The following is a 23,268-nucleotide window of genomic DNA, read 5'->3' as shown; positions in this document are numbered from 1 at the left end:
CTACTATCATATCATTCAGCCTTCTACTTCTGCTATCGAATCGAAGGCTTTTTTGCGTTCATCATCTGCTCGATGACACAAGCGGTGATTTCATCTGCTGCGGCCATGCCAGATGCTGCTGTCGGCTCAAGGTCTGGGTCAAAGCCGAGAACTTCTCCATGCCTTGGGGCAAAGCCCATATCTGATTGACGAATGAGCCCCGCATCTAACAGAGAATCACCCGCACCATAGACGTATTCTAGCTGCAGCCTGTCCTTTAGAAAAGCAACAGCATCCCACTTATTAAGCGGCTGTGGAATAAAATAAAGCTTCCGTCCCTGAAGAGAAACCTGCCATCCTCTCTCCTCACCCCACAGCTTCAATTCAGTAAGTGGAATGTGAGATAGATACTCCTCTTTCATAATCAAATAAAGGAATCTTCCCTCTGCTGTACGGGTACGCTTCACCCATGCCGCAACTGGAAGCTCGGAGATCGCCCTCAGCATCTCTCTGACTGGCATACACTCCCTAAGTCTCTCATCAACAATGGCCTGCCAATCCTCAAGCGGCTTGCCATGATGAAGAATACAGCCCCCGTTTGTTGTGACAGCATACTCCGGTATAAGCTCTTGCTCAAAGAAGGTGATTCGTTCATACTGTGCGGTTGTTCTTGTCGTCACTGGAATGAACCAGCCTGATTGATGAATCGTCTGCAAAGATTTTTTCGTTTCAACAGACATATAGGAAAGCGGCCGTTCGTCCAGCACCTCAACTAAATCATACTCTCCTTCATACGCATACTGGTCAAGCACTCGATGTGAGTAAATCAGCGTCCGGTCTAAATCACTGGCAAATGCAAATGTCTTCATGACGTTTGCTCCAGCGGGCGAATTAACCCACAGCACGTGTAGGACATATTGGCATATTCAATGACAGGAACCCCTCTGTCCTCAGCCAAAAGCAAAATATGCTTCAGCTTTTCCTGAGATCCAGGCTGAATCAAGATTTTCCAAGGGATTCTTCTAAGCAGCACGCGGGTCGTCTCACCAACTCCCGGCTTAATCAAATGGGTATTTTCAATTTGAAACTCCTGACCGATTGCTTCAATGGATGCCATTCCCCGCCAATCTGCCGGCGTTCCCTGCGAGAGTATGGTTTCTGCTTTCTCTTGTACATTTGGTCCGAGGCTGGAAAATGCTTGTTCAATTGTATCCACATATAGATTGGACACATCCTCATCAAGCAGCTCTTTATAATACTTTGCCCCATGGAAATCATCGGCATTGATCCAGCGGTTGTTTAGTACCGTACGACTGACAAGCCCTGATACCGTCGAATTTAGGCAGGCACTTGGAATGAGAAAGTCCTCTCTCGTTCCGTATACATGTGTACAATAGCCGGGGTCTGCCAGCACAGCCAGTTCACTCGAGAGACGTACACCATACTTTTTTTCAAAATCAAGAACAGCTTTTTGGAGCTCTTTCGAAATCGCCCCTTTTCCAGTCCATCCATCGATAAAAGCAATTTCAAAACCTGGATGTTCTTTCAGCATATAATGCAGTGCATTCTCGTCTATTCCGCGGTCGCGAATAATAGAGATGCTGTAATGAGGCAGATCGACACCATACGTCTTTCGAATATATCGTTTGATCAGCACCCCGATCGGTGTCCCCGCACGCGCCAAACTGCAAAGCACGGTTTGGAAGCCTCGCTTTTTCACAATCTGTTCTGCTACAACAGCTACTGCTTCTGCTACCTTTTCCTTACTTTCTTCAAGAGATTGATAGAATAAAGTCATATAAGATGCCGTTGGTTTGTACTCAATTGGCAGCATTTCTGAATAATGCGCACCGCTCTGAATCGAACGCTCCCGCTCCTCTGTACTTTTCTCCATCTCAATAGAGGATAAATCTTTGAGTAAGAAGGTTACATCCTGCTCTGGATAGCTCCCCATCTTTGTATACACATTAGCCATTCACCTTCACCTCGTCTGATAAAGTCACAATATGCACATGCTTCACATGCCGCTCAGCAAATAAGTGAACAAGCGGAAGCAATGACTCCTGAGAGACCTTTTTCTCAAAAAAGAGAAATACATCATCATATTCACCTTTTGGAATGTTGTACACGTAGTGCTGAATTCGGGCATCCTCTGGATTCATAAAGGTAAACCCATTTTGGACAGCGTATCCATCCTTTTCGACTGGGTGAATAGGGCTTCTCGTTGTTGAATGAAAGAGAACACCTTGCCCCATGTGTGCAGACAGTCTCATTGGCACATACATCAGCTCACCTGTCCCTAAGCAGAGTGTTTGTTTTCCTTTGCGTTCCTGCCGCAGCTTCAATCCCGCTTCAGCAGCTGCTTGGTCGAGCGCTTCCGTATCTGCTGCATTTAAACCAAAACGGCCCGTTTCATGTATATATGGCGAATGACCAGCCGAATTTGCTGCATGAGAAAGTGAATATGGCACCTGCTTAAAGAAAGATTGAAGAGAGTGAAAAGAGAGACTTGGCTGCTTCTCTTGCTCCGCAATCTCATACGAATAAGCTGGCTCATCGAGCGTCTTGCCTCGAAAAATCATCTGCCCTTTTAATAAAGACAATGATGTGATGTGAATTCCAAGCTCCTCTTCAAGCTGGCACATGGCTTTCTCATGCTCCTCCGTCCGCCAGTCCAAAATGGAAAGAATGGTATAAGAATGCCTTGGATACTTTGCGTGAAGGTCACGAATGATGTTGATATTGGTACGGCCTGTCGTGACTTCATCATCTACTAACACGATGGGGCGGTCTGTGCGAAGTAATGCTTCGTCTGCATAACAAAGCTGATCTGTTGCATGCGAATGTTCTTCTTCAAATACCAATGACGGGTCAAGATCCAGCAGCTGTTCACGTGTCGTATGAATGTATGATGCGCCTTCTATCACATCATACACACCATGTCCAAGGGCTGTTGCCGTTTCCGCAAAGCCGATGACGACAGGCACATTGCCAGCTGAAAGCTTTTCTTCTTTGAGTGTTTCATAGGCTGCCGTTAACACCGTGTGATCATCCGTCTTGAGTGCCTCGACGATAAAATCTTGGTGCAGGGGCGTCTTTCCCGTTTGCTCTTTGGCATATGCCATCGCTAAAAGACCCGAGACAAGGAGCGGTTTTACTGGATGAACAGGAATATGCTTTCCAAGCACCCTACTAACGAATAAAAAGGCTCTTTTTTTGTTCACCCTTGCCGCCATCTCAAAAAGATGCTCTTTTTCCAGCTGGAGCTCACCCTCTTTGAGGTCAAGCTCAACCTCCATATGTTCCAAGATGTTCAGCGTATGCCGCTTCTGATTCTGTGAGTATGTCGATATAGCTTCTATTTTCATGAAACACCCCGTAAATGTCTGACTTAATTAAAATGTGCTCTGCCCACCTGTAATGGGGCTTCGTTTCATTCATCTTATTAGAGAAAGCACTCTTCATCACGCCAACTGTGCCGTCGGCATGTTCCAGAATGCTTAATGCATCCAAGTACTCTTCCTTTGTCACAACGTACATGCTTTGCACTGGCTTGAGATGTGTTGGATGGATCACTGTCTTTCCATGTATGCCGTTGGCTACATCGAGTCTTGTCTCTTTGAGTAAACCTTGTACGTCATCGAATTCAGATAAGGACAGCTCACCGCCCTTAGAAAGCGCACGGATGAAAGGTTTTTGTTCCTTTCTTGCAGGGCCAAAATGCTCCCATACAGCACCTGATACAACAAAGGAACGGCCAAAATAATTGATAATATCTGTGATCAAATCAGCAATCAATCTGATTTCATAGATGGTGGTGTCGCGATCACGGCGAATGCCATGTAGGCCGCAAAGATCCGTTGCCCCAATACGAATATTCAAAATATATTCTTCATCATTCAGCATGATCTGCTTTAACTCAGACAGCACCGTATATCTTGTTTCTTTTTCTAATAAATCGGGTGTTTCCAAAATGGGCATACCGTACAGCGTTGTCTTCGTTTGTGCGGACGCCTGTTTCAAGCTGTCCAAATAATCCTTCGCATTATGAATAGAACACTTTGGAAATACAAAGCCCGTCAATAAACGAAGAGATGGACCAAGCAAATCTGCCATTTTCAGCAGCTGCTCCGGCGAACGAACCCGAATAAATAAAAGCGGTATTTTTTCAGCCGTTTCAGGTGTATGCGTCAATTTGTCCGACAGTTTGGCGAGTTGTACCACTAGATTCTGTTCAGCCAGTTCCACTTCTTGATCACCGATGGCATCCTCTAAACAAAATACAACAGAGCAAAGCGCTTCATATTTCTGCGACAGCAGCATGTCTGCTATATCCTGTCTTGTCGCAGGCATATACAAAGTAGCACCTAATGCATGCGCAAGTACGTGCCTTGGCGTCATCAAATGCATCGCCCCCGGCCGTTTGAAGAAAATATCGTGCTGCCTCGCCTCTGATAAAAACTGAAAATACCGCATGCTGTGCCACCTCCTGTTGTTGAGAGAAAATCGAACAAATGACTTGATGATTCAAAAAAGGATGGAGCCGCTAATCAACTCCATTCCTTTTTGATCGTCCTATTCTTCTTTTGAAGCCGCAGCTTCGTTTGTCACTTCTTGATGTTTCTTCTTATTGATCTTATGAACAATAAACGTTCCGATAAATGCTAGGATAATAATCGCAAAGAATACAAGATGCGGGATTTCAATGTGAGCAGCACTCAAGCCCATTTTGATCGCAATGATCCCGATGAGAATAAACGCTGTATTCTCGAGCTCTGGGATACGATCAATGAGAACAAGGAATAACTGCGCGACTGTACGCATCATGAGAATTCCAAGCATTCCGCCTAATAGTAGAATCCATACTTCCTCAGATACAGCAAATGCTGCAAGAATACTATCAACCGAGAAGGCAAGGTCCATAATTTCAACAGAAATAACGGTTGCCCAGAACACACCAAAGACACGAACCATCCAGCCTTCTTTTTTCAGTTCCTTCGCTTCATCATCGCCGTCACCTAACCAGAAGTGCTTAATCACAAGCCATGCTAAGTAAGCAGCTCCGAGGACCTTAATCCACCAGAACTTAATAAGCAGCATCCCTACGCCAATGAATAGAAAACGGAAGAAATAAGCGCCAATTAATCCGTAGGTTAATGCCTTTTTACGCTGCTTTTCTGGTAAATGTTTCACCATCACAGCTAATACAAGTGCGTTATCTGCTGATAACAATCCTTCAAGCACGACAAGAGTCCCAATAAGCCCCCAAGAGACAGGGTCTGTTAATACCTCTGCCCACATATGCCAATCAAAAAACGAGGCATATGTATCCAACATATGTTTCAAAATGTCCAACTGGTTTTCCTCCTATAAGTGTAGAAGCATCAGCAGGCTTTCGCCTGCTGCTATTCTTGATCGCTGTTTCTTTCTCACTTAGGAAAAGGCCCTCATATGAGCTTTTGACAGCATCTCTTGAATTGATTTGTTTCTCTTATTTACACTTCTAACCCATAATTTTGACAAAGAGCTGCAAGTCCGCCAGAGAATCCGCTTCCGATCGCGTTAAACTTCCAATCACTTCCGTGGCGGTACAATTCACATACCACAACAGCTGTTTCAATTGAGAAGTCTTCGCCTAAATCGAAGCGAATCAATTCTTCCCCGCCCTCTTCATTTACAACACGAACAAATGCATTAGAGACTTGTCCAAAATTCTGGCTGCGCGCCTCTGCATCATGGATCGTAACTGTAATTCCGATACGATCAATGTTAGCAGGAATTTTCGAGAAATCAACGAGAATTTGCTCGTCATCTCCATCTCCTTCACCCGTACGGTTATCACCTGTATGAGTGACACTGCCGCTCGGATGCTGAAGGTTATTATAGAATACAAAATCTGTATCTTGCTGACAACGATTGTTTGCATCCACCAAGAAAGCCGAAGCGTCCAAATCAAATTCGGCTCCGCCAGAATATTTATTCGTATCCCAGCCAAGACCGATCATCACTTTCGTCAGCCCTGGGTTGGTTTTGGTTAAATCGACACGTTGTCCTTTTGAAAGCTGAATCGCCATATTCGTATCTCTCCTGTCTTTGAAAATAGGAAGTTATCGTTATCCGATATCTAAGCCGAAGTCCGTTGCAATGCGGGCAAGACCGCCTTGATAGCCTGATCCGACAGCTGAGAATTTCCATTCCCCGCCATGACGGTATAATTCACCTACAATAATGGCTGTCTCAATTGAGAAATCCTCTGCCAAATCGTAGCGAATGAGTTCTTCATTCGATGCTGCATTTAAAATACGTACATATGCGTTAGACACTTGTCCGAAATTTTGACTGCGCGCTTCTGCATCATGAATTGTAATGACAAATGAAATCTTCTCAATACTTGCTGGTACAGCTGCAAGGTCAACATTGACCTGCTCGTCATCTCCGTCCCCTTCGCCAGTGCGGTTATCGCCTGTATGTACGACACTTCCGCCTCCGCCAGTTGTTTGATTGTAAAAGACAAAGTCAGATGGAGAGCTTGCTTTACCTGCCGCATCTAAAAGGAAAACACTTGCGTCTAGATCAAAGTCATGTCCGCCGTCATACTTATTGACGTCCCAGCCAAGACCGACGACTACTTTTGTTAAACCCGGATTCGTTTTTGTTAAATCAATTTTTTGACCTTTCGCTAAAGAAATTCCCACTAGGAACCTCTCCCTTCTGTTTAAATATAGTTTCTCGTAATATCGGCAAGCTTCGCATCATTTGTACCATTTCCAAGCGCCGCAAACTTCCACTCATTCTCATGGCGATAAAGTTCTCCGACGATTAACGAAGTTTTTCCTGCATAGTCATCTTTTAAATTATATTTCACTAATTCTTGATTGTTAGAACGATCAACGATGCGAATGTAAGCATTTTGAATCATACCAAAGTGTTGGTTTCTTCTAAGGGCATCATAAATGTTGACGACAAACACCAATTTGTTCACATTGCCCGGCACCTTGCTCAAGTTGACGAGGACTTGTTCATCATCTCCGTCTCCTTCACCAGTCAGGTTGTCACCTGTATGCTCCACACTGCCGCATTTGCTTTTTAGGTTGCCAAAATAAATCAAATCTTTATTTTCCGTAAACTTATCATTTTTCAGCATGAGCACTGAAGCATCACAATCAACATCAGCGCCGCCTCCGCCGCCAAACAGCTTTCCTAAAAATCCGCCGCCTTGTGAGACAGGGTCCCAGCCAAGTCCAACAAGAATATTTGTTAGCCCTGTTTTCCCTTTTGTTAAATCAATACGTTGACCTTTTTCTAATGTAATCGCCAAATCAATCACTCCTCCAGCATAATAAAAATCTATTTATTAAGCGATGGACCCTATTAAAATCATCATACATGAAAATTCGACAAAATTCATGAAATGACATTGGAGCCTCTTACTCTTTTTTCTATTTACTAGTATATACGATCTATGTTCAAGATAGGTTTCAAACACTTTATATTTTTTTAACGAAAGATGCACATTGGAAATGGTTCATGTCGTTAATGAAGTGTTTCATGTGAAACATTGTCGAAAAATCACGGTGAACAGCTCTTGCTGATAAGGAGCGTATTGATGTGGTTTCATATGTTGATATAGAAAGATAAAAGCAAGGGATCAAAGGATAAACCCTTTCGTTTCCTTCCATCCATGGATTTCTTTATACTTATATTCAGCATGTTGATGAAAGGATGTTGATGATGCCATCACTTCATATATTAGATCAAGTCGCCATTCCTAAAGGTCAGTCTGCTCAGGAGACATTGATTCATACAACGCAGCTGGCCCAGCTGGCTGAAACGCTTGGGTATGAGCGCTATTGGTTCGCTGAACACCACAGCACAAGGGGGCTCGCTAGTACAGCGCCTGAAATATTAATGGCTCATATTGCGGCTCATACAACGACCTTGCGTACCGGATCTGGCGGTATTTTACTTCCTCAGTACAGTCCTTTTAAAGTAGCAGAGGTCACGCGGCAGCTTGAAGCCCTTTATCCTGGACGGATTGAGATTGGTGTCGGCAAATCTCCGGGCGGGATCGAAAGGACGAGACTCGCTTTGACGGACGGCGTGCATAAAGATCTGTCTCAGTTTGACCGCCAGCTGAAGGACCTTCTTTTTTACTTATCAGACAGCCTGCCTTCTGGTCATCCGCATGCAGGCGTGAAAGCTGCTCCGCTTGTTGATGCTCATCCGCCAGTTTGGCTGCTCGGACTTGGAGAAAATAGTGCCGTGCAGGCGGCGGAGCTTGGAATCAACTATATTTTTGGCCACTTTATCCATCCTGCACGCGGCACACAAGCATTTGAGACGTATCGATCACACTTTTCTCCATCTGTCTTTTCTAGGCAGCCACAATCTATGTTTGCCGTCTTTGTCATCTGCGGTGAAACAGATGAAGAAGCAGACAGGATCGCCAGCAGTACAGATTTATGGCTGCTTCGTGTTGAAAAAGGACTGGACAGCCGAGTTCCTTCTATAGAAGAAGCAAATGCGTATCACTACACCACACAGGAGAAGAAAAAAGTGCTGCAAAACCGCCATCGGATGATTGTCGGCTCGAAGAAAACGGTGAAAGAGCAACTACAGACCTTGATGGACCGCTATCAAACGGATGACATCATGATTCTGAACAATTCCTTTGATCCGATCGAAAAACAACGTTCCTTCAAGCGAATAGCAGAATTATTTTGAAGCCAGCTTTTCAGGCTTCTTTTTTACATTGTCATAAAAAATGGGAAATGTAACATCAAGATGTCAAAATCCTTCCGTCTGTCATCTGATCGCAAATGTGTCTTCTAATCGTTAGCGAACTGTAAACGCATAAGTGGTGTACCTTTTATATAGTAGAGGTACATATTCAATGAACGGTTTACGACGCTGAGAAAGAAGGAGATGACAGACATGAAAAAGAGACTCGATTGGGTTGATGCAGCTAAAGGAATTGGCATTCTGCTCGTGGTCATGGCGCATGTGCCCATTCCAGATTCGCTCAAGCAATTCATTTACTCTTTTCATATGCCGCTTTTCTTTTTACTATCAGGCATGATGTTTCGATCATCCTCATCCCCTGCTCTGTCATTTATTCAGAAAAAGACCAAAAGCTTACTCTTGCCCTATCTCTATTTCTCCATCATTACGTATGTATTTTGGTTCTCAGTTACCCGTTTTTTTGCATTCAAGGGACAAACGGATATTGATCCTTTCGTTCCGTTTACAGGTATTTTCATATCCAATGCAGATGAAGCAAGACTCACACATAACCCAGCGATTTGGTTTTTAACGACGCTCTTTTTAGTGGAAATTTTATTTTTCTTTATGCATCGTCTTTCAAAAGGAAAACCCGCTGCCGTGATCTTGCTGACTGTTCTTTGCGGAGGTGCTGGATATGCCTCTACCTTGCTTTTAGATCAAAGTCTTCCTTGGAACGCCAATGTCGCCTTGACGGCTGTTGTGTTTTATTCGATTGGATTTTTAGCAAAGCAGTGGTTTGTGGAATTAAAAACAGATCCAACTCTTCTTTTATGTACAGGTCTGCTTGTGCTAACGGCTTACATGCAGAGCTTTAATTCACGGATCGATATGCGCGTCAACGACTACGGTGATCTCTTTATTTTCTATGCATGTGCTCTGCTCGGTTCAGCTGCCGTGATTTATTTAAGCTTTAAATTGAAAACATCCCCTATTTTGACGTATCTAGGACGTAATTCTATTGTCATTCTTGTCTTGCAGTTTGCCGGCATCGATATCATGAAAGCATTTGTTTTTTATGGACTTGGTATCAATATTGCTGATACAGCGCAGCTCTCTTGGACACTTTTTTACACGATCGGCACATTGCTGCTCATGGTGCCATGCATCTCCTTCCTGAGCAAATACCCGATGCTGCTCGGCAAAACAGCCAAAGCCGCACAACGCTACGAACAAAAAACATCCGCCGGCTGAACAGGCGGATGTTTTTTGAATTAATCATTGATTTGAGAAGGATAAAGTGTCATTCCACCATCCACAAATAAGGTGGTGCCTGTGATATACGCCGCTTCCTTAGAAACGAGGAATGCAGCAGCGGCCCCAATCTCCTTCGGTTCACCAAAGGTTCTCATCGGAATTTTCTCAAGCTGCTTTTGTTTTTTCAATTCATCCTGTAAATCATCATTCGATTCGGTTGCCATGGTACCCGGCGCAATCGCGTTGATTCGAATACCTGCTTCGGCATAATCAAGAGCCAGCGTCTTCGTCATCATATTCATTCCGCCTTTTGAAGTGGAATAATGAACATTGAACGGGCGCGGAATTTCCTGATGGACACTGGAAATATTTAAAATAGACCCTTTGATGTCATGCTCCATCATATAGGCGAGCGCAGCCTTTGCGCCTAAAAATGCACCTGTTATGTTCACATCGATGACGTTTTGCCATTGCTCCAGCGTCATCTCATGCGGCAGCGCTTCTTCGCCGTTGAAGCCTGAATTATTGACGAATACATCTACTGTACCGAAATGCTCCAGTGCTGTATCCATGATGGCTTGGATGCCTTCCTCTTTGGAGACATCTGCGTGTACTTTCACCGCCCCACCTCCATGCTTCTGAATGGCTTGTACGGTCTCTTCAGCTCCATCTTCATCGCCTTTATAGTTCACAACCACATTCATTTCCTCTTGTCCAAACCGCAATGCGATCGCTTGTCCAATTCCTTTTGAAGAGCCTGTGACAATGGCTGTTTTCCCTTTTAAATCTTGATACATCTTCATTTCCTCCATTCACGTGCTTCATCTTGCTGATACACAATGGTTACCCATTTTGGAAAAAACAAAAACACAACCCTCTGCATTCGTACTCTAAGAGGGTTGTGCGTTTCATCAAGCTAAAAGGTGTTATAAACATTTTCACACGTTTCGGCGGTTGGCTGATAAAAGCAATGCGACTTATACCTTGCCACAAACGGCTGATTGTACCAAGTCGCCGGACAATCGCCAGGCGGTTTAAAATACCAAAGACTGAATTTTGCCGGCCAAAAACGTTCTCCGTTAATATTTCTCCGCGCAAGTGTTTTTTCCGTTTCTCGTGCTCGTTGATAAAAGTAACCATGCGTGACCGCTTCGAATGCATGCTCCTGATAAATCATTTGTGGAATCGTACGCAGCCCTTTAAAGTCAGAGCAGTTGGCACGCAAACGATTGATGCCCACGTTTCCTACGAGCAGCATCCCTCGCCTCCCTTCACCTTCTGCCTCCGCTCTCAGCAGTCTGGCCATTAAATCAATATCAGAGCTTGTCGCTCTTACCACTGCCATACATCCACCTCCAGTTCGTTTCTCTTTTATTTTATGTAGCGTTTCTGTGTAGATGACTGCCATTTTGACATGAAAAAGCACGTTCAGTGTCGGCAGCCTGTCTAAATTTGCTGGACATGTGTCTCGCTGCCAACAACACTCAAACCAAGTGACCATATACATAACAGGAAGAAATATTCATTACTATATACTCATTTACAAGTCATAAAAATCCTTCTAATTGCGACATCATCTTCAAAAACAGTCATTTGAACCTATTCAATAATCCGACTCAAAACCTTAAAATATAAAATGTTGAGTTTCTACAGGAGATATCAAATAATAAATTACAAGTTTCTCCTCTCAACTTAGTGTCATTTTTACTACTTGAAGCCAATCAACCTCGGAAACGCACTGAGGTATTGACAGTACTTTCGCTTCATTCTACAGTAAAAAACATACAGTATTTTTCTTTTTGTGCAAAAAGAATGATATGAACTACAGCTTTTCAATGAAATTCACCATAAACCCGAGGAGGAAAACACGCCATGTTTAAAAAGAAATTATCCCTGTTTCTTCTGATCTTGTGTGTAACTGTTGTCGCTGCTGCTTGTAGTGGTGGAAAAGACAAAACAGCTGCGAAAGAAAACGATACCAAAAAATCTCTTGATGCAGCAGAGGTAAAGGTAGAAAGTGCTGAGTACACATTACCACCTCAATACGATACATCTGTACAGGATGATCAGTATGTACTAAAAGTGAATGTATCTGTAAAAAATATCAGCAAAGAGCCTCTCAATGTTGATAAAAGCAACTTCACACTTTACCAAGATGACGCACAGGTATCTACAATCTCTCCAGATGACTACAACGAAGTATTATCATCAAGCTCTTTAAATGCAGACAAAGTGACAAAAGGCGGTCTTTTCTTTGTTGTTGACAAAGACAAGGACTACCAGCTTGTTTACACAGAGCCAGGAAGCGGATCGAAAAAAGATGACAAAACACTAGAATTCGATATTAAAGGAAAAGACTTAATGAAAAAAGCAGATACACTACAAGCATCTGCAAAAGCTCTTTCTTCTTATATTGATGTGATGATTTTTGGTAAGAAAAACGATGATTTCGAAAAACTAACAGGTGATAACAAATCCACTGTTGTGAACGAATTTGATAAATCATTCAAACAAGGTTACATCACTTCATCAGGTATTTCTTCTAGCTCAGCGAAGGACGAAAACCTTGATAAGCTTTTAAAAGCAGTAAAAGAAACATTAGCTGAAAAATCAAAAGTTTCAACAAAAACAAAATCCATCAGTGGTGATAAAGCTGTCGTGACTGTGACTCTGACACCAATCGATGCAAGTCCGCTTGTTGATCGTTTGAAAGAGAAAGCAACTGAGTTCTACAGCAAAAACCGTTCAGCGTCTTACGATGAAGCGCAAAAATACTTACTATCAATTTACCCAGATGAGTTTAAAAAATTAGGACCATCATCTTCTGAAGAAACAGTAGAAGTCAACATGAAGAAAAATGATATCGACCAATGGAAACTTGATTTGAACGACTACAAAACAAGCTCATTAGTTGAGAAATTCATCAAGAACTAAAGAAAAACCCCCGATTCCGGGGGTTTTTTGTTAATTTATTTCGGTTGTTTCCTATATTTGATTCCGAAATACAGACAAGAAAGCAAGAAAATCGCCAGCCACACCCACTGAATGTCCACCATAAATATAGTAATGGCTGCTACTATTAATATAGTGAGATCGAGCTTTTTTCATAACGAGAATATTTCATGAAGAAGAATTCCCCTTTTCAGCTTCATATTCTTTAATGATTTCAATTGGATCAATCACATCTTCCTCTTGTACGTATTCCTCTACATAAGGAGTTGTTAATTTTTCAAACCTTTGCTCATCGTCTACTAAAGCAATATAAACATCATATCCCTCATAATCAGAAGGGAATAACGTTGCAGTAGAACTACCGGTTTCTAAAGCCTTGTCTATTGCATTTTTTAATTCTAATAAACCTACCCTGTTTCCCAAAATAAAGGCTTCAAAATGGTGTGTTTGCTGATCATATATATTACATAGTCCTAACACATCATCGTCATCTGTTTGATAAGACATACCCGAACTTCTTTCTTTGGTAAAATGAGGATAATTATATCATTTCCTCTTCCATCATGCTATCGCAAGCCTCTTTTATATGTATCTCTGAATATAAAAAAACTTGCAGAATATATCTGCAAGTTTTTCTTTATTTTGCAAGCATCCATTTCTCTTTCATAAACAAGCTTCTGACGATGACAAACAGGATAACGACTGCCAAGGCCGAGGAACCGAGTGTCAGGGTGATGGACATTGGATCAATGATCCCAAACATCAGTTGCTTACACAGCGCATGAATATTCAGGAATGGGATGGCAAAGTAATACGTATCTAGCTGCGTAGCACCTGCTCTCATAGTAAAGAACATTGGGAGCACACCGAGTGTAATGATCATGGACATGTACGACTGTGCTTCTTTCACTGAGCCCGATATCACGCTGAGCAGCAGTTCAATCATGGATACCATGAAGGAGAAGATGATTAACGCCGCAAACATGACGCCGATAATGCTCCACATTTGATCACCAAAGTTCAGAGCCTGCTTCAGCTTTTCTGTAAAGAGCAAAGTGGATAGAAGCAGCATGCCGATCGCCACAATCCCACTTAAAATACCGAACATAGAGACAGCGAGCCATTTTCCGATGAGAATCTGTAGTCTGCTGGCCGGTGTCAGGAATAAGGCTTCAATTGATTTTCGGTCTTTTTCACCTGCTACAATATCAAGCGCAGCCGGCAAAGCTCCTGAGATCACGGAGGTTACCAAAATCATCGGAAGGAGAATCGACAACAGCATAGCGGTCACTCCGTTTTCCCCTTCATCACCTTCTTCTACATCAACGGACTGCACTTCAAACGGATGAATAACGGACGTATCGATTTGATCCGCTGCTAAACGCTTCTCGACCACCTGGTTTTGATACTGCTCCAGCAATGATTGCAGCATTTGAACTGTGATCACCGAATCATCATCTGTCGTATATCCGTGAATTTTAATGGCGAATGGCTTTTGATGCTTGAGCATATCGCCAGCCTCTTTCGGCATTTCTAGGTAAGCATTTGCCTCCCCATCCTTGACGGCTTGCTGCGGATCATCAAATGTTTCAAGGTGTAGGTTTTTCACCTCTTTGATCATTTGGTTCATTTCGGCTGGAAGCTGTTCATTGATGGCGACTGTATAGGCTTTATCCCCTGGATCTGCAATCATGCTTTCATAAAAGAACACCAGTCCAAGCATGGTCAAAAGAGGAATCAGTACGGTTAAGAGCAACGTTTTTCGATCCCTTAGCGCATCTGTCATTTCTTTCAAAAAGACGGTTTTCCACATTATGAAATCCCCCTAGCGAGCTTCGACATAAAGATATAGTTCAAGTCTTCACTTTGTTCCTGTGCATATAATTCTGGAAGTGTCCCTTTGTAAACAAGCTCTCCTTGATGAATCATCATGACACTATCACAAAGCTGGCTGACTTCTTCCATGATATGGCTTGAAAAGAGGATCGTTTTATTTTGCTGCTTGAGCTGATGGATAAAATCTCTGAAAATATTACTCGACGTGATATCTAAGCCTGTTGTCGGCTCATCAAATAAAATAATGTCAGGATCATGAATTAACGTTCTGGCAATCGCCACCTTTTGTTTCATTCCTCTTGAGAATCCTTTCACCTTGCGATCCATGTATTGTCTCATCCCAAAACGCTTTGCCAAATCCTCTATTCTTGCTTTGATTTCATGCTGATCTAAGCCATATAATTTGCCAAAGTATTCAAGGTTTTCTCTTGCCGTCAAACGATCGTAAAGCCCCGTCTCTCCGCCAAACAAGACACCAATTCGCTTTTTCACTTCTGTTGCTTCTTTCACTGTATCAAAGCCTGCGACAGTGACTGTTCCGTGTGTAGGCTCTAATAATGTGGCTACGGCGCGCAATAATGTTGTTTTTCCTGCACCATTTTCTCCTAGGATGCCAACGACTTCCCCTTCCTTCACGGAGAACGTCATGTGTTTCATCGCTTTTACGACTTTTTTCTTATCTTTAAACCAGCAGCTGCAATCGCTGAGAGTAATCATTTGGTTCGCCCCTTTCAACTTTCTAAGTCTATGATAGAAAAAATAACGCTTGCCTGATATAAAAATGTCGCGAAACGTCCTTTTTCTGTCTTGAAATGATCTATTTCAAAAAAACAAATGGTAAAATAGACAAATAATAAGAATAGTCATAGGTGATTTTTATGATAAAAGTAGGTCTCGTCGACGATTACCGAGTAGATTTAGAAAAGCTGCACGCCATTGTAGGCAGGATGGAGGCTGTGGACATCGTCTTTGTCACGCAGTCAGCAGAGGATGCATATGAGAAGGTCAAAAAAGGAGACATTGATCTGCTGTTTGCTGACATTGAAATGCCTGGAATGTCCGGCTATGAATTAGCGGACCTCATTCACTCTCACGCACTGAATGTCGATGTGGTCTTTGTGACAGGAAACAGTGGATATGCAGTTCATGCGTTTGATTTGAATGTACATGATTATATTATGAAGCCCTACCAAGCTGATCGAATTGCCAAATGCTTAGAGCGTTATATGTCCACCAAGCAGGAGAAAAGCATTCATGGACGGCTTCTCATTAAACAGCAGTCAGATATTCATGTGCTGCAGAAAAAGGATGTCATTTTTGTTGAGCGAACGGGTCGGTCAACAACTATCGTGACAACGACAGGAGATATCCAGACCTATCAGACATTAAATGAGCTAAAGGGCGATCTGGCTGAAAAGGATTTTATCCGCTCCCACCGATCGTTTATCATTAATATTCATTACATTAAGAATTTCTCGGCGTATGCTAAAAATTCGTATATCGTGTCTTTTGAAGGTACAGATAAAAAAGCCATGATGACCAAGCAGCAATTAGAATTCTTTAAGAAATACTATTTTTAAGGAGAACGAACGTGAACGCTTTCTATCTTGGATTTCGCATTTATGCCCTCATATGGTTAGGTCTTGCGTTTCATGCGGCTGCTGAAGCCCTTCTGCCGCTATCATCCATTGTGTTGTGGCTTCTTACCTTTTGCGCGGTGTGTGTTTATACATTTTTCATGTACAAAAGATTTTTGCCTCATACGAGCGGTTATGTGATATTAGGCGCTTTTATACTCATCACCTGCACAGGCCTTTTGCTGTTTCTAACGCAACAGAATGGGCTGAGCTGTCTTTTGGCGCTCATCATGATGGTGACAGTCGACATCCTCTCATTGAAGGTCATGCAGACAGAGAAACAGTTAAATGGGCGGCTTCAAGAGCTCATAAAAGCAGAATCAAGAACCAACGAATTACTTCTTGAGCTGCGCAGTAAACATCATGAAACAGCCAGACATTTAAATGCCTTTTCCGCGTCGAAAGACGAGCATGAGATCAAAGATTTGATTCAGCAATACGTCAAACATTTCCCATGGATGAAAGGAGAAAATGCATATTTAGCCTCAACCCTACATCCCTTTTTGGAGCGGGCTGAGAAAGAGGACATTGCACTTTCACTAGACCTTCAAGCACCCTTTTCATCGCTTCCTTTTTCAAAGGCGGATCAGGTTAGTTTTACTGGCAACCTGCTTGATAATGCTCTAGATGCAGCGATTGAAGCGAAGCAAGCCGGAAAAGAGGGCAGCATTTCGGTCACGACCTCTATTCGGAGCGGACTATTTTTAATCCATTGTGAAAACAGCACAAAAGGTATGGAAAAACACGTGTTAGATCATTTATTCAAAACTTTTGGCCGTTCGACAAAAGGCGGCGATCATCAAGGCATGGGGACGTATATCATTCAACAGCTTGTTCAAAAGGCAGACGGTACACTTGATTTCACTTACCGTTCTCCAAATTTGCGGCTCGTCATCAAAATCCCTCTCACCATGTCATAAAAAAAAGGTGCATAGCTGCACCTTTTTTTAGTGTTACGAGAAGATTTTATCGATTTGATTGATTTCCTCTTCTGTTAGTTGAACATCGTTTGTTTTTAGGTTTTGCAGCACTTGGTCTGCTCGTTTGGCCCCTGGAATAATAGCATCAATGCCATCCTGCGCTAAGAGCCATGCGAGTGCGACGTGTGCTGTTTCTGCATTCTTTGATTGAGCAATGGCTTTCAGCTTGTCTACTTTTTCGAGATTTGAAAGGAATGCATCGCCTTGGAAAAGGGGGTCCTTTGCTCGAATATCATCAAATGTCGCATCTTTTGTAAATTTCCCGGTCAACAAGCCTGATGCCAATGGGAAATAAGGAATAAAGGAGATCCCATGCTCGACGCAGTATGGAAGAAGATCCTGCTCTGCCTGACGTTTCAGCAGAGAATACTCCGATTGAAGCACGTCTAAGTAGCCATCTCGGTTAAAGGCTTGAAGCTGTTCAAAATCAAGGTTTGATGCACCGATTGCCCTGATTTTCCCTTCATCCTTCAATTCCTTTAATGTGCCTGCTACTTCTTCGAGCGGCGTGTGTCCATCCGGGAAATGCATATAGTACAAGTCAATATAATCAGTTTGCAGTCGTTTCAGGCTATTTTCGACCTGCCCTCTTAAGAAATCACGGCTGTTATCAAGTTCAATTTGGCCATTTACTTCCTTATGAGCTCCTTTTGTCGCAAGGACAAGCTTTTCTCTGCCGCCTCTTTTGGCAATGATCTCACCGATTAATTCCTCTGAACGGCCCAGCCCATAAATAAAAGCAGAATCTAAGAAATTGACACCTTGATCAAGAGCCGTCTCCACAAGCTCCCGTCCAGCATCCTCACTAAGATTCGGGAATAAATTATGCCCACCTACTGCATTCGTACCAAGCCCTATCGGATTTACCTGCAAATCAGTTCGTCCAAGCGTTACCTTTTTCAAAAGCTCATCTCCCTTATCTACATAATCATCCTTATTTTCCCACGAATCATTTCCAACATTCAAGTATACCGCTCTCTAAAATCAACCTGCAGGTGGACGCCGCGAAAATAGAAGATGCGTATGATGAAGATAGACTAAAACGAAAAGGAGATCTTGTCATGACCATTCAAATTGTCATCATTATGATTATTCTGCTTTTAAGAACAGGCAAGGAAAAAGAAATCCGCCCCATCAGGCTTCTCATAGGACCGCTCATTTTATTAGGCACTCTCTCTTATTCCTTGACCCAGCATATTGAAATCACGGCGATGAGCCTGCTTGCAATGATGGTCTTTGCACTCGCAGGTTTTGCAATCGGGCTATGGAGAGGTAAACTATACAAAGTAACATATGATCAACAGTCGGGACGTATCACCGCCGCCAGCTCACTCTATGGAACACTTTTTTTCATCGGAATCATCCTTATCCGGATGACAGTAGGCTCAATTGTACAGGATGGCGGTCATTCCTTGATCATTTTCGCAAATGGCCTGACATTCCTTCCAATCGGCAGTATGATCGGCTTACGTTTTATTCTTTTAAAAAGATATATGAACATCAAGGCATCTGCTGCTATTAACTGACAGACAGGAGTTTTTGATATGAACCTTCAGCAGCCACTCAAGCTTTTAGGTCAAATAAGGCGAAAATTCGTATTAGGCCTTGTATTGACCTATATGTATATTCAAATGTATGAGTCCCTTTCAATAGGCGAATTGGTGTTTCGCACCTTCGTCTATTTGGTGTTTCTCCTTTGTCTTTTTCCAAAAAGCAAGCTGTCACCTAAAAAGCAATTTTCTATGCTCCTCTTGATGTGGATTCTGACACATCTCTTGTGGCTAGTGACAGGTCAGATTCAAGACAGTATTGGACTGACCTTTTTTATGATCGGATTTATCGCTTTTCGTTTTTCAGAGGCGCATCATCCCTATCTATTTGCTATCATCTTTTTCACCAGTGGGGTCAGCTATTATATAAACAATTTTTCTTGGAACATGGTGATCACTCTCCCGCTATTCCAGCTGCTTGTGTATACACTTGTTTTGATTTCTAGAATGCGTCGGCGTGAACAGGAATTAAAGGAAGAACACTTCGGAGAACTGCAATTGGTTCACAAGGAATTATCAGAAGCCCATGAACAATTGAAAAAGGCGCATATGGAGCTTGAAGAAGCGACCGTTCAGTCACTCCAATTTGCAGTGCTGGAGGAACGAAGCAGAATTGCACGTGACCTGCATGACAGTATCGGTCACCAATTAACCTCAATGATTGTCCAGCTGCAGTCTTTGCCCTACCGTTTAAAGCAGGAAGAACCAGAGCAGATGGCGCAGACGTTTCAGGAGCTGATCCATATTTCTAAAAATTGTCTCACCGAAGTTCGTTCTGTGGTTCATCATATGGCGTCAGATGATGCAGGTCTCGGACTTGCCGGACTTCGCAGCCTCATCAAGCAAGGAGAGATATCGGGTGAGCTTGACATTCACTTTCATACAGAGCAGCTTACGTATAAAAAATGGCCGCTCTCCGTATCTGAACTTCTTTACCGCATTTTACAAGAAGCCATCACCAATACAATTCGCCATGCCAAGGCGACCGCGATGACCATTACACTATCTAACGACCAGCATGAGCTGATGATGAACATTGAAGACGATGGATATTTGACCAGCGAAAAAGATATTTCATTTGGCTTTGGGCTGTCAGGCATGAAGGCACGGTGTGACGCAGCAGGCGGTTCCCTCAAGACGTCTATACGCGAGCCGCACGGCTTCTGTATTCATATTCAAATTCCTATCAAGGAGGACTTCAAGGCATGACAAACCCTATTAAGATTGGCATTATTGATGATCAGCCGCTGATCCGCCAAGGATTTCGTTATATTGCAAGCGCCCAAGAGGATATTGACGTCATATGGGAGGCGTCAGACGGTCAGGAGGCGGTTGACCTTTGCTCGATCAACACACCAGACGTACTGCTGATGGATGTACAAATGCCTGGAATGGATGGCATCACAGCAACAGAGCACATTTTAAAAAAGCATTCAGATGTAAAAGTTGTGATTCTCACGACCTTTGATACGGAAGAATACGTCTTTGACGGAATTCGTGCAGGGGCAGTCGGTTATTTGCTGAAGGATACAATGCCCGAGGAATTAATTGAGGCCATCCGCACCGCCTTTGCTGGTGAATCTGTCTTTCGAACGGCAGCCTCTGAGCACATGATGGCACGAGCTCTTCAGCAAGCAAGTGATACACATCACACTCATCTGCTTCACGAATCATTCACAGAACGTGAACGCGATGTATTACAGCAAATGGCCTATGGCTTAAAGAATGAAGACATTGCTGATCAATTATTTATCAGCAAAAGTACGGTAAAAACGCATGTGCACCGTATTTTACAAAAGCTCAATGCACAAGACCGTACACAGGCTGTCGTCTTCGCCATCCGGCACCGCCTCGTGAAATAAAAACTACCTTCACTTCAAGATTTTTATACAAAAAACATTTAAAACCTAAAACAAATCTATAAATTAAAACTTTTTAACTAGTATATTGTGCTTATTTAATTCCTTATTTTATAGGTGATTGTGTTAAAAACTATCAAAAATAGGGACTAAAACCTATTCCTCATCATGAATGAATTTCGATAGAATGAATAGTGCAAATCGTCATTAGGATATTTTCCCCTTTAACACCCGAATATACCAATCTATCTGTTTCTTTTTTCATAGTCAGATAGCGGGAAAGAAATGACGAAAGAAAAGCAAAGGAGCTTCAACTGTGAATCTTAAAAAAATAAGTGCACTCCTCATGATTTCATTCGTGATGATCATCTCTGCAGCCTGCCAGAGCTCAGCCAAATCAACCGACGCTGATCAAAAGTCAACAAAAACAGCAGAGGTAAAAGTCAATAGCTACGAATATACGTTACCAGAAGACTCAACAACTACCCTAAGAGACAATGAATTGGTACTAAAAGTCAACCTGACGATCACAAACAAAGGTGACAAAGCCCTTTCATTATATAACTCTGACTTCTCCCTTTATCAGGACGATGCCAAAGTATCTGATTTAAAATTCTACGGCAGCAAAGACCGTCTTGACCTTGGTTCATTGAACAAAGGCAAGTCACTTTCAGGAGCTCTTTATTTCCTAGTAGACAAAGGGAAAAAATATCAGTTCGTCTATCAGGACAGCATCAAGAAAAACAGTGATTCCATCCAAATCGACCTAGATGGAAACAAAATACTCGATTCAGCAAAAAAGCTGGATAACCCAGCAAAAGCGTTATCCGCTTATACCGATATTATTGTTTTTGATAAAAAGAACGATGAATTCGCAGATTTAACGGGTGACAACCAATCGGATGTCGTCAATAAATACCATGAGATGTTTGTAAAAGACTTCAAAAGAAGTGCAGGAATATACGGAAATGAAGTGAGTGACCGAGATATTCTGTCGATGTACAAACGCATTCAAAACACCATGAAGGATAAAGCGAAAGTAGAAACAAGTGTGAAAACCATCTCTGATGACGAAGCAAAGGTTGTCGCTCAAGTAACAGGCATTGATGCTTCTAACTTAAAAGACAAGCTAGACAAGCAAAGAGACGAGTTTTACAACGGGAAAATCCGTTCTAAAGAAGAATTGTATAAAAAAAGCTTAAACATGTACGCATCTGAATTCGAAAAACTTCCTCCCGTTTCCAGCCCAGCTGAATATGAAGTGAAAATGAAACGTAATGGGGATGGTCAATGGAAAATTGACCTCAATGATTATAATACAGAGCAGTACATGAGCGGTTTTATTAAAACGAGATAATCTAAAAAAAGACGCTGGCCTCTGAAGGAGCCGCGTCTTTTTTTAATTATACTGTCGCCTCTTGCTCTTCTTTCACCGCTTTTTCGATATCTTTAAAACGGCTCGATACAGTAGACGCACTAATGCCATACTTTTTCGCTACTTGTGATTGAGAAAGCGGGGCATCGCTTGCAAGTGAATGAATATAGTATTCGATTCCCGCAGCAAATGACGCTGCTTTACGGATCACAGGTGATTTCTGATCACAGTAGGCTTTCCAAACCGTTAAAGCACCATCTGTCAGGCTCTGGTCACCGTGCTCCTTCATTCCGTCTTCAATCAGCTTAGCTGTTTCCAGCTGAACGTCACTTGCCCAGTCCATACGATCTGCTGATAGACCTGCAACGCCTTCTGTTTGAGCAGGTGTTTCTGATTCTTCTACTTCTTGCTTCGCAAACATACACTTCAGCACATCAGGGAATGATTCTCTCATAAATGTGCTGCGCGCCTCTCCATTTGCTTCATATGCGTCAACAAGCTGGCGAACTTGAAGAAGAAGAGTATCTGTAAACTCTTTCGCAAACATCGTATATTGAATGAAAAACTCTGCCTTTTCTTCAAATTGAACAGGAAAACCAAGCACGAGACTTCCCTTTTCAGGCAGTACCGTTTGATCAGGTTTTACATCTACTTCAACCTTCTCCGCTGTTATCATATTCTCAAAATAAAGAGACTCGTCCGTTTTTTCATTTAATAAAAGCAAAGATGGTTCCATGTCTGTCCAAGATTGGACTACTTGTCTTGTTTTCGGACGGGTAATATCCTCTGCTTTCTTTGTCAGGAATTCTTGGAAAATGGTCTCTTTCTGATCAGTTAATGGACGGAAGAAGATGCCCCATACACTCAAATGGAAAACTGAGATTTGTTGCGTTTCTTTATCCATATCTGCAAGGAAAGAAAACTCATTAATGAATTGGTTGATCGCTCTCTGATGCTTAGAAAAAGCATAATTCATTAAATCCTTTTGAACTTGTACAGCTTCCTTAAACACAAGCTCAGACGTTTGTTCTCCGCCTGATTTTTGACCACAGCAATGTTTATATTTTTTTCCGCTTCCGCATGGGCAGAGCGCATTTCGTTTAATTTTTCCCAAAATAAAAC

The 23,268-nt window shown here is 42.5% G+C and carries 24 protein-coding genes; 9 read left to right on the top strand and 15 right to left on the bottom strand.

Annotation, left to right across the window (positions count from 1 at the left end; translation table 11 throughout):
* Positions 1-32: 32 nt before the first annotated feature.
* The 8 genes from AWT60_RS02565 to AWT60_RS02530 all read right to left on the bottom strand — a co-directional run bounded on the left by AWT60_RS02565 (position 33) and on the right by AWT60_RS02530 (position 7,297).
* Positions 33-848, bottom strand: coding sequence for an HAD family hydrolase (locus tag AWT60_RS02565; protein ID WP_087976280.1), 816 nt, complete (start codon positions 846-848; stop codon positions 33-35).
* On the bottom strand, positions 845-1,954 hold the full coding sequence (locus AWT60_RS02560) for a cysteine protease StiP family protein (protein WP_041106668.1): 1,110 nt from the start codon (positions 1,952-1,954) through the stop codon (positions 845-847). The genes AWT60_RS02565 and AWT60_RS02560 overlap by 4 nt, the downstream gene beginning before the upstream one ends.
* Positions 1,947-3,278 carry a phosphoribosyltransferase family protein gene (locus AWT60_RS02555; RefSeq protein WP_087976281.1) on the bottom strand — a complete coding sequence of 444 codons (1,332 nt, stop codon included), beginning with the start codon at positions 3,276-3,278 and terminating at the stop codon, positions 1,947-1,949. Before AWT60_RS02555 ends, AWT60_RS02560 begins: the two co-directional genes overlap by 8 nt.
* Complete coding sequence (locus AWT60_RS02550; RefSeq protein WP_087976282.1) at positions 3,268-4,455, bottom strand: HpcH/HpaI aldolase/citrate lyase family protein; 1,188 nt, start codon at positions 4,453-4,455, stop codon at positions 3,268-3,270. The genes AWT60_RS02555 and AWT60_RS02550 overlap by 11 nt, the downstream gene beginning before the upstream one ends.
* A gap of 99 nt (positions 4,456-4,554) precedes the next feature.
* On the bottom strand, positions 4,555-5,334 hold the full coding sequence (locus AWT60_RS02545) for a TerC family protein (protein WP_034283214.1): 780 nt from the start codon (positions 5,332-5,334) through the stop codon (positions 4,555-4,557).
* A 140-nt stretch (positions 5,335-5,474) separates the two neighbouring features.
* The gene (locus AWT60_RS02540) at positions 5,475-6,053 is read right to left on the bottom strand and encodes a TerD family protein (RefSeq protein WP_007498343.1); all 579 of its coding nucleotides are present in this window, start codon (positions 6,051-6,053) and stop codon (positions 5,475-5,477) included.
* A gap of 39 nt (positions 6,054-6,092) precedes the next feature.
* Positions 6,093-6,674, bottom strand: a complete 582-nt coding sequence (locus tag AWT60_RS02535; RefSeq protein WP_039176267.1) for a TerD family protein — start codon at positions 6,672-6,674, stop codon at positions 6,093-6,095.
* A gap of 20 nt (positions 6,675-6,694) precedes the next feature.
* The gene (locus AWT60_RS02530) at positions 6,695-7,297 is read right to left on the bottom strand and encodes a TerD family protein (RefSeq protein ID WP_024427228.1); all 603 of its coding nucleotides are present in this window, start codon (positions 7,295-7,297) and stop codon (positions 6,695-6,697) included.
* Positions 7,298-7,710: 413 nt separating this feature from the next.
* On the opposite strand from AWT60_RS02530, the gene AWT60_RS02525 reads away from it, so the two are divergent.
* Together AWT60_RS02525 and AWT60_RS02520 are read left to right on the top strand one after the other, a co-directional pair.
* Complete coding sequence (locus AWT60_RS02525; RefSeq protein ID WP_076840677.1) at positions 7,711-8,703, top strand: LLM class flavin-dependent oxidoreductase; 993 nt, start codon at positions 7,711-7,713, stop codon at positions 8,701-8,703.
* Positions 8,704-8,913: 210 nt separating this feature from the next.
* On the top strand, positions 8,914-9,954 hold the full coding sequence (locus tag AWT60_RS02520; protein WP_076840676.1) for an acyltransferase family protein: 1,041 nt from the start codon (positions 8,914-8,916) through the stop codon (positions 9,952-9,954).
* A 20-nt stretch (positions 9,955-9,974) separates the two neighbouring features.
* Here AWT60_RS02520 and AWT60_RS02515 read toward each other — a convergent pair whose 3' ends face one another.
* Both AWT60_RS02515 and AWT60_RS02510 read right to left on the bottom strand, forming a co-directional pair.
* Positions 9,975-10,754: a glucose 1-dehydrogenase gene (locus tag AWT60_RS02515; protein WP_024427225.1), complete on the bottom strand. Its 780-nt coding sequence runs from the start codon at positions 10,752-10,754 to the stop codon at positions 9,975-9,977.
* A gap of 119 nt (positions 10,755-10,873) precedes the next feature.
* Entirely contained in the window at positions 10,874-11,302 is a 429-nt protein-coding gene (locus tag AWT60_RS02510; protein ID WP_024424361.1) for a cell wall hydrolase, read from the bottom strand.
* A 527-nt stretch (positions 11,303-11,829) separates the two neighbouring features.
* Between AWT60_RS02510 and AWT60_RS02505 the strand changes: the two genes are divergently transcribed.
* The gene (locus AWT60_RS02505) at positions 11,830-12,891 is read left to right on the top strand and encodes a DUF4352 domain-containing protein (RefSeq protein WP_024424362.1); all 1,062 of its coding nucleotides are present in this window, start codon (positions 11,830-11,832) and stop codon (positions 12,889-12,891) included.
* 186 nt (positions 12,892-13,077) lie between these two features.
* Here the strand turns inward: AWT60_RS02505 and AWT60_RS02500 are convergent, their stop codons facing one another.
* The 3 genes from AWT60_RS02500 to AWT60_RS02490 all read right to left on the bottom strand — a co-directional run bounded on the left by AWT60_RS02500 (position 13,078) and on the right by AWT60_RS02490 (position 15,462).
* Positions 13,078-13,416: a hypothetical protein gene (locus AWT60_RS02500; RefSeq protein ID WP_218676863.1), complete on the bottom strand. Its 339-nt coding sequence runs from the start codon at positions 13,414-13,416 to the stop codon at positions 13,078-13,080.
* Between the two features lie 130 nt (positions 13,417-13,546).
* Positions 13,547-14,722, bottom strand: a complete 1,176-nt coding sequence (locus AWT60_RS02495; protein ID WP_218676862.1) for an ABC transporter permease — start codon at positions 14,720-14,722, stop codon at positions 13,547-13,549.
* Complete coding sequence (locus AWT60_RS02490; protein WP_025092774.1) at positions 14,722-15,462, bottom strand: ATP-binding cassette domain-containing protein; 741 nt, start codon at positions 15,460-15,462, stop codon at positions 14,722-14,724. The genes AWT60_RS02495 and AWT60_RS02490 overlap by 1 nt, the downstream gene beginning before the upstream one ends.
* Positions 15,463-15,623: 161 nt before the next feature.
* Between AWT60_RS02490 and AWT60_RS02485 the strand changes: the two genes are divergently transcribed.
* Positions 15,624-16,325, top strand: a complete 702-nt coding sequence (locus tag AWT60_RS02485; protein ID WP_025092773.1) for a LytR/AlgR family response regulator transcription factor — start codon at positions 15,624-15,626, stop codon at positions 16,323-16,325.
* An 11-nt stretch (positions 16,326-16,336) separates the two neighbouring features.
* A complete protein-coding gene (locus AWT60_RS02480; RefSeq protein ID WP_041106225.1) occupies positions 16,337-17,302 on the top strand; it encodes a sensor histidine kinase in 966 nt (321 codons plus the stop codon).
* Positions 17,303-17,335: 33 nt separating this feature from the next.
* On the opposite strand, the gene AWT60_RS02475 is transcribed toward AWT60_RS02480, so the two are convergent.
* Complete coding sequence (locus AWT60_RS02475) at positions 17,336-18,265, bottom strand: aldo/keto reductase (protein WP_041106238.1); 930 nt, start codon at positions 18,263-18,265, stop codon at positions 17,336-17,338.
* A 158-nt stretch (positions 18,266-18,423) separates the two neighbouring features.
* On the opposite strand from AWT60_RS02475, the gene AWT60_RS02470 reads away from it, so the two are divergent.
* From AWT60_RS02470 to AWT60_RS02455, 4 genes are all read left to right on the top strand, one after another.
* A complete protein-coding gene (locus AWT60_RS02470; protein WP_226015238.1) occupies positions 18,424-18,888 on the top strand; it encodes a DUF1453 domain-containing protein in 465 nt (154 codons plus the stop codon).
* Positions 18,889-18,906: 18 nt separating this feature from the next.
* On the top strand, positions 18,907-20,121 hold the full coding sequence (locus tag AWT60_RS02465) for a sensor histidine kinase (RefSeq protein WP_218676861.1): 1,215 nt from the start codon (positions 18,907-18,909) through the stop codon (positions 20,119-20,121).
* Entirely contained in the window at positions 20,118-20,774 is a 657-nt protein-coding gene (locus AWT60_RS02460; protein ID WP_218676860.1) for a response regulator, read from the top strand. Before AWT60_RS02465 ends, AWT60_RS02460 begins: the two co-directional genes overlap by 4 nt.
* Positions 20,775-21,087: 313 nt before the next feature.
* Entirely contained in the window at positions 21,088-22,128 is a 1,041-nt protein-coding gene (locus tag AWT60_RS02455) for a DUF4352 domain-containing protein (protein WP_056764972.1), read from the top strand.
* Positions 22,129-22,174: 46 nt separating this feature from the next.
* Here the strand turns inward: AWT60_RS02455 and AWT60_RS02450 are convergent, their stop codons facing one another.
* A complete protein-coding gene (locus AWT60_RS02450) occupies positions 22,175-23,260 on the bottom strand; it encodes an SEC-C metal-binding domain-containing protein (RefSeq protein WP_144472780.1) in 1,086 nt (361 codons plus the stop codon).
* Positions 23,261-23,268: the final 8 nt, after the last annotated feature.

It is taken from the genome of Bacillus sp. F2HM (genome assembly GCF_019266135.1).
In the GTDB taxonomy this organism is placed as follows: domain Bacteria; phylum Bacillota; class Bacilli; order Bacillales; family Bacillaceae; genus Bacillus; species Bacillus safensis.
Note: the sequence above shows the minus strand (reverse complement) of the source record. Positions and strands in the feature narration are given on the sequence as shown.